Origin of the sequence: Tsukamurella sp. M9C, assembly GCF_020169415.1 — a bacterium.
GTDB lineage: Bacteria > Actinomycetota > Actinomycetes > Mycobacteriales > Mycobacteriaceae > Tsukamurella.
Map to the genome: position 1 here is coordinate 47,058 of NZ_JAIULG010000031.1, position 7,101 is coordinate 54,158.

Annotated in this window: 6 protein-coding genes; 2 read left to right on the forward strand and 4 right to left on the reverse strand. The window is 72.9% G+C overall.

Going from position 1 to position 7,101, the window contains the following annotated elements; all coding sequences use genetic code 11:
* Positions 1-52: 52 nt before the first annotated feature.
* From LB823_RS15305 to LB823_RS15320, 4 genes are read right to left on the reverse strand one after another with little or no spacing between them, the layout of a single operon-like run.
* Positions 53-1,303: a uracil-xanthine permease family protein gene (locus LB823_RS15305; protein WP_224648113.1), complete on the reverse strand. Its 1,251-nt coding sequence runs from the start codon at positions 1,301-1,303 to the stop codon at positions 53-55.
* Between the two features lie 20 nt (positions 1,304-1,323).
* Positions 1,324-2,661 carry a D-arabinono-1,4-lactone oxidase gene (locus tag LB823_RS15310; RefSeq protein ID WP_224648115.1) on the reverse strand — a complete coding sequence of 446 codons (1,338 nt, stop codon included), beginning with the start codon at positions 2,659-2,661 and terminating at the stop codon, positions 1,324-1,326.
* Positions 2,658-3,974, reverse strand: coding sequence for an alanine racemase (locus LB823_RS15315; RefSeq protein WP_224648117.1), 1,317 nt, complete (start codon positions 3,972-3,974; stop codon positions 2,658-2,660). The genes LB823_RS15310 and LB823_RS15315 overlap by 4 nt, the downstream gene beginning before the upstream one ends.
* 31 nt (positions 3,975-4,005) lie before the next feature.
* Positions 4,006-5,100, reverse strand: a complete 1,095-nt coding sequence (locus tag LB823_RS15320) for an AraC family transcriptional regulator (RefSeq protein ID WP_224648118.1) — start codon at positions 5,098-5,100, stop codon at positions 4,006-4,008.
* Positions 5,101-5,144: 44 nt separating this feature from the next.
* Here LB823_RS15320 and LB823_RS15325 point away from each other — a divergent pair, with 44 nt between their 5' ends.
* Together LB823_RS15325 and LB823_RS15330 are read left to right on the forward strand one after the other, a co-directional pair.
* Entirely contained in the window at positions 5,145-6,671 is a 1,527-nt protein-coding gene (locus LB823_RS15325; protein WP_224648141.1) for a leucyl aminopeptidase, read from the forward strand.
* Between the two features lie 155 nt (positions 6,672-6,826).
* Positions 6,827-7,101, forward strand: a 275-nt coding sequence (locus LB823_RS15330) for a biotin/lipoyl-containing protein (protein WP_304941284.1), incomplete at its 3' end; no start/stop codon positions are given.

Sequence of the window (7,101 nt, forward strand, 5' to 3'; positions counted from 1 at the left end):
ACCCTACGATGATGCACTTGCACACCGCTTGCGATCGCCTGATGCCCGTCGGTCAGTCCAGCGCGGCGCTCCCGGACCGGCCCAACAGCCGCATCCCCTGGTAGATGACGATCGCGGCGACAGAGCCGAGCGCGATGCCGGTGAAGGTGACGTCGCCGACGGACCAGGTGAAGTCGGCGATGCCGATGATCAGCGGCACGGCCGCGGTCAACTGGTTGATCGGCTGCGAGAAGTCGACGCGCGCCTCCACCCAGATCCGCACGCCGAGGATGCCGACGAGGCCGTACAGCGCCGTCGTGATGCCGCCGAGCACGCCGGGCGGGATCGACGCGATCACGGCGCCCACCTTCGGCGACATGCCGAGCAGGATCGCGGCGACACCGGCCACCCAGTACGCGGCCGTCGAGTAGACGCGGGTCGCGGCCATGACGCCGATGTTCTCCGCGTAGGTCGTGGTGGCGGATCCGCCGCCGGCGCCCGCGAGCACGGTCGCGAGGCCGTCGGAGGCGAGCGCGCGCCCCATCACCGGGTCGTAGTCCTCGCCGGTCATCTGCGCGACGGACCGCACGTGCCCGACGTTCTCGGCCACGAGCACGAGGACCACGGGCAGGAACATGGGCAGCACGGCCCAGGAGAACGACGGGGCGTGGAACTCCGGGAAGCCGACCCAGGACGCCGCGGAGACCTTCGAGAAGTCGACCTCGCCGCGGATCCACGCGACCGCGTAGCCGATGAGTACCGAGGTGAAGATCGCGAGGCGCCCGAGCATGCCCTTGAACAGGGCGAGGGAGAGGATGAGGCAGACCAGCGTGATCGTGGCCGTCACGGCGGCCTTCTCGTAGTTCGCCTTCGCCGCGGGCGCCAGGTTGAGGCCGATCAGCGCGACGATCGCGCCCGTCACGACGGGCGGCATCAGCTTCTCGATCCATGCGGTGCCCACGAGATGCACCACGCCGCCGACCAGGATCAACAGCGCGCCCACGGCGACGATGCCGCCCAGCGCGCTCCCCATCCCCTGCGAGGCCGTCGCCGCGGTGATCGGCGAGATCACCGCGAAGCTCGACCCCAGGTAGCTGGGCAGCCGGTTGCCGGTGATGAGCAGGAACAGCAGGGTGCCCACACCGGAGAACAGCAGCGTCGTCGCCGGCGGGAAGCCGGTGAGCACCGGCACCAGGAACGTGGAGCCGAACATCGCCACCACGTGCTGCACGCCGATGCCCAACGTCTTGGGCCAGCTCAGCCGCTCACCGGGCCCCACCACGCCCGCGCCATCAGTGGTCGGCGTCCAGCCGAATGTCTTCATGGCCGGAAATCATGCACGAGTCAGCGGCCGAGCACAGCGTCCAGGTGGTCGTTGGCGAACACGCGGTCCGGGTCGAGCTCGTCGCGCACGGCCAGGAACTCCTCGAACCGGGGGTACGCGCCGCGGAAGAACTCGGCGGTGCGCGTGTGCATCTTGCCCCAGTGCGGGCGACCGCCGTGCTCGATCATGATCCGCTCGACCTCGGCGAAGTAGTCGCTGGGCTTGTCGCGGATGTAGCGGTGCGCGGCGATGTACCCGGACTGCCGGCCCGAGGCCGTCGACAGCATCAGGTCGTCGGCGGCCGCGACGCGCACCTCGATCGGGAAGGTGAGGTTCCAGTCGTGCTTCTCGGTCGCCGCCTTGAGCGCGGCGAACGCCGGCATCGTGTTCTCCAGTGGCACGGCCCATTCCGTCTCGCGGAAGCGCACGGAACGGTCGGTCGTGAGCACGTTCGTGGAGTAGTCGATCTCGGTGTGCTCGGAGAGCATCGACGTGGCGAGCGAGACCAGCCGGGGCGTCAGCGACGGGACCGCACGCCCCGCCTCGCACACGGCCATCAGGGCGCCGGTGCCGACCACCTTGTCGTCGACGAACCGCCGCACCGTCCCGATCGGCTTGCGCTTGTGGTCGCCCGGGCGGCGGATCTGCGATTTGGTGAGCGTGCCGTCGGAACCGGGGAACCAGAAGAACTCGAAGTGGTCCACGCCGCGCACCCGCTCGACGAACCCGTCCACCGTCTCCGCCAGCGACATCGGCGCCTCGGTCGCCTCGAGCACGAACCGGTCCACGCACTGCAGCGTGACCTCGACCAGGATCCCCAGCGCGCCGAGCCCGAGGGCAACAGCCTGCAGCCGCGGGTCGTTCTCGCCGACGGTGACCACCTCCCCGGTCCCGGAGACGAGGGTCGCCCCGACCACCTGGGTCGCGATGCCGCCGAAGCCCAGCCCGGTGCCGTGCGTGCCGGTCGAGATCGCGCCCGCGACGGTCTGCCGGTCGATGTCGCCCAGGTTCGCCATGGCGAGCCCGTAGGGCTCGAGCAGCGCCGGCACGTCGTACAGGCGGGTGCCGGCGCGCAGCGTCACCCGCTTGGCGTCGACGTCGACGGTGACCAACCCGCCCTGGTGGTCGGGCGCCAGCGCCACATCGCGCGGGGCGGAGATCGCCGTGAACGAGTGCCCGGCGCCGAGCGCCTTGACGGTGCCGCCGCGCTCGCGGGCCCGCTCGACGGTGCGCACCACGTCCTCGATCTTCGCCGGCCGCGAGACGTACGAGGGAAAAGCGGAGGCGGTGCGCCCCCAGTTCCGCCACTCGCCCACGTTGCCGGTCAGCTGATCCAGGCTCGGGATCCACTTGTTCACAGGAAGCACTTCCCCTCGCCGCGGTAGGTCGGGACCGTGGCGTGCACGGCACCGTCGGAGACGATCACCAGATCGTCGGCGTGTTCGGCCGGCTCCCCGGCCTTGGTGTGCCGGAACCAGATCCGGTCACCGAGCGAGATCCGCTCGGCGCGCTCACCGGTCAGCGGCGTCTGCACCTCGCCGGCGCCCTCGCGACCGGTGAGCTTGAGTCCCTCGGGCCACACCGGCCGCGGCAGGCGGTCGGAGCCCGCGGCGCCCGAGGCGATCCAGCCGCCGCCGTGGCAGGTCACGGTGTCCGCGTCCGGGCGGCGCACCACCGCGAGCCCGAAACCCATGGCGGGCGCCGGGCGGAAGTGGGAGTAGCCGTCGAAGAGGTGCGGCCCGTACAGGCCGCTGCCGGCGGCGATGTCGGTGACGTTGGGGTCCTCGGCGTTGCGCTCCAGGGAGCCGGTGCCGCCGCCGTTGACGAACTCGAGGTCGGCGATCCGGCGCAGGTCCGTGAGGATCTCCCGGCGGCGCGTCACCAGCTCGTCCCAGGACGCGCGCTGCATGGTCCGCAGCAGGGCCCCGGCGCCGGGCCGGCGGATGCTCAGGTCACCGACGCCCGCGATCTGGGCGTCGTAGGTCATCACGCCGACGAGCCGGAACCCCTTGCGCCCCGCCACCGTCGCCGCGAGGACCGAGGCCTCGCCGCGCGTGCGGATCGGGGAGCGCCGCGCGCCGATCGCGCCCAGCGCGGGGGCGTGGTACGAGGCGTCGACGTCGATGCAGACCCGCAGTTCGGGGCGGCGGCTCGGCGGCGCGGCGGCGTCGATGAGGTCGAGCTGCTCGGCGTCGTCGATCATCAGGGTCACCCGCATCGCGGCGGCCGGATCGGCGGCCAGCGCCGCGATCGCGCCAAGGTCGGCGCTCGGGTACGCGACCAGCACGTCGGTGCACCCCGGCCGATCGGCGCCGTCGTGGTCGACGCCGTCGGCCGCGAGCCACTGCGCCTCCGCCACGTCGTAGGCGAGCACGCCCGCATAACCGGGCACGCGCAGCAGCGCGTCGAGCACGGGGCGGGAGCGGATCGACTTCGAGGCCACCCGGATCGGCTTCCCGCCCGCGCGCCGCAGCATGTCGGCCACGTTGTAGCGCAGCGCATCGAGGTCCGCGGCGAGGATCGGCGCGTCGAGACCGTGCGTGGCGGCGTCGATGGTCGCCCAGTACGCGGCCGGGTCGATCTCCCAGTCCCGGTCGAGGGACGACGGTGCCGCCGCCAGGTCCAGTGCGCCCGCTCCGGTCGTGGTCTCGCCCGTGCCGTTTCCCGTCATGAGCACCGATCGTACGGGCGCAGGTGCCACCTCAGCTCGGCGTGACCGCAGATCCCCCCTCGCCCGTCCGGATCCCCCCGGCGGCCCGGACCTGGGCGGGAGTACTCCCGGTCCACTGTGCGAAGGCCCGTCGGAAGTCACGGACGTCGGCGAAGCCGACCGCCTCGGCCACGGACCGCACCGGCAGGTCGGTCGAGCGCAGCAGGGCCTCGGCGCGCTCGCGCCGGACCCGGGTGTGGATCGACCGGAAGGACTCGCCCGCTTCCACCAGGTGCCGGCGCAGTGTCCGCTCGGTGGTGTTGAGCTGTCGGGCCACGCCGGCCATCGCGAACGGGCGGCGCAGGTCGGCCCGGAGCAGCTGCTCGACGGCCCAGACGTGGTCGAGGTCGCGCGCCTCCGCCCTCGTCCCGGTGAGCGCCCGGCAGGCCGCCAGCGCGGCGGCGTGCACCGCGGGCTCACGCTGGGGCAGGGGCGTGCCGAGCAGGCTCCGCGGCACTGTCATCCGCCCGGACGGGGCGTCGAAGCGCACGGCGCCCCCGAAGGAGCGGGGGTACTCGGCGGCGTACGACGGCGCCGGGTACGGCAGCTCGACCAGCACGGGCGCCCAGCGCTCGTCCCCGAGCGCGGAGCGCAGCAGGGTCGTGACGCTGAGCAGGGTCTCCTCGCAGAGGAAGGGCAGGAGGTCCGGGTCCGTGGAGCGCGGCACCACGGCGAGGCGGAGGGCGTCGCCGTCGGCGTCCACGTCGAAGTCCACCAGGCTGCCCGCCGCCTGGTGGTACTGCAGACCGACGGCGACGGCGCCCTCCACGTCGTCGGCGGTCTGCACCGCCACCCCGAGCATCCCGAAGGACTGCAGCAACGGCCGAGCGCCCGCCTGCAGTCCCAGGGGCCGGTCCGGGAGCGCACGGACCACTTCGGTGAGGAACTGCACGACCTGCGGGAACGCGAGTACGAGGTCGACGGAGGGGTCGGTCCGGCGGATCCCGGCGCGCGCCGCCCACGCGGGTACCGGGTGCCCCTCCCGCCCGAGCGTCTCCATCAGATGCGCGACGACTGGAGCGGGCATCGCGGCCGCATAGCCGGCGGCCCCGGGCGGCGGCGCGCCCCACAGTCCCAGGCGTAACATCCGTACAGGCAAGCACACCCGCCGCCCCGACGAGAGGAAACCCCTTGAGCACGCCGTTCACCGGACCCGCCATCACGCTGACCGACGATCTCGCGGCGACGACCGACGCGCTCGTCGTGGGCGTGTACTCCGCGGAGGGCGACGGGCCGATCACGCTCGACGCCGGCGTCCCGGAGGCCGCGCGCGGTCCGGTCGCGGAGTCGCTCGCGCTCCTCGGCGCCGAGGGCAAGGCCGGCGAGGCCGTCCGGATCGCCACGCCTGCCGGGACCGGCCTGGGCGCGGCGACGGTGCTGGGCGTGGGGCTCGGCGCCGCGGCGTCGGTGACCCCGGAGACGGTGCGCCGCGCCGCGGGCGTCGCGAGCCGCGCTCTCGAGGGCGTCGCCGCAGCGGCCACCACCCTCTCCTCGGTCGACTTGGCGGCCACCGTCGAGGGCGCGATCCTGGGCGCGTACCGGTTCGCCGAGTTCCGCACCACCTCCACGCCGAAGAAGGCGACGCTCGGCGCGCTCGCGCTGCTGTCCGCCCCCGCGTCCGAGGCGCTCGCGGACGAGGTGCGCGGCACCGTCGAGCAGGCCCGGCTGACGGCCGGCGCGGTGGCGCTGGCCCGCGACTTCGTCAACACCCCGCCGAACGTCCTCTCCCCCGGCGAGTTCGCCGACCGCGCCCAGCGCCTCGGCACCGCGGCAGGCCTCGAGGTGGAGGTCTTCGACGAGCAGTACCTCGACGCGAACGGTTACGGCGGCATCGTCGGGGTCGGCAAGGGCAGCTCGCGCCCGCCGCGCCTCGTGCGCCTGCGGCACGTCTCGGGCGTCGACGGTGCCAAGCACGTCGCGCTGGTCGGCAAGGGCATCACCTTCGACACCGGCGGCATCTCGATCAAGCCGGCCGCGGGCATGGAGCAGATGACCTCCGACATGGGCGGCGCCGCAGCGGTCATCGCCACGGTGATCCTGGCCGCGCAGCTCGGACTGCACGTCGACGTGACCGCGACGGTGCCGATGGCCGAGAACATGCCATCGCACACCGCGCAGCGCCCCGGCGACGTGCTGACCCAGTACCCCGGCACGGAGAAGGGCGGCATCACCGTCGAGGTGATCAACACCGACGCCGAGGGCCGCCTGATCCTGGCCGACGCCATCGTCCGCGCCTGCGAGGACGGGCCCGACTACCTCATCGACACCGCGACGCTGACGGGCGCGCAGATGGTCGCGCTCGGCACCCGCACGCCCGGCGTCATGGGCACCGACGACTTCCGCGACCGCGTCGCGGAGCTCTCCCGCTCCGTCGGCGAGAACGGCTGGGCGATGCCCTTCCCGGAGGAGCTGCGCGCCGACATCAACTCGCGCGTCGCGGATCTGGCGAACGTGAGCCCGAACCGGTGGGGCGGCATGCTCACCGCCGGCGTGTACCTCAAGGAGTTCGTGGCCGACGGGGTGCAGTGGGCGCACGTCGACGTCGCGGGCCCGGCGTTCAACACCGGCGGCCCCTTCGGCTACATCACCAAGGGTGGCACGGGCGTCCCGGTTCGCACGATGCTCGCGGTGCTCCGCGACATCGCGCAGCGGGGCTGACGTCCCGACCCCTGGGAGTTACCGGCGAGTAAGCCCCCAACCGCCGCGCGGACCGGACCCCTGAGGGTAGGGTCAGGTGTCGGTGGAGGCCACCAGCCGAAACCCGCGTTCAGCTCGTATCACAGCAGATAACCGAACCTGAGGAGTCAGAGGAAATGGCCTTCTCCGTCCAGATGCCGGCACTCGGCGAGAGCGTCACCGAAGGCACCGTCACCCGGTGGCTCAAGCAGGAGGGCGACACGATCACCGTCGACGAGCCCCTGCTCGAGGTCTCGACCGACAAGGTCGACACCGAGATCCCGGCTCCGGCTTCGGGTGTGCTGCTGAAGATCCTGGCGCAGGAGGACGACGTCGTCGAGGTCGGTGGCGATCTCGCCACCATCGGCGAGGCGGGCGAGTCCGCCCCCGCGGAGTCCACCCCCGCCCCCGC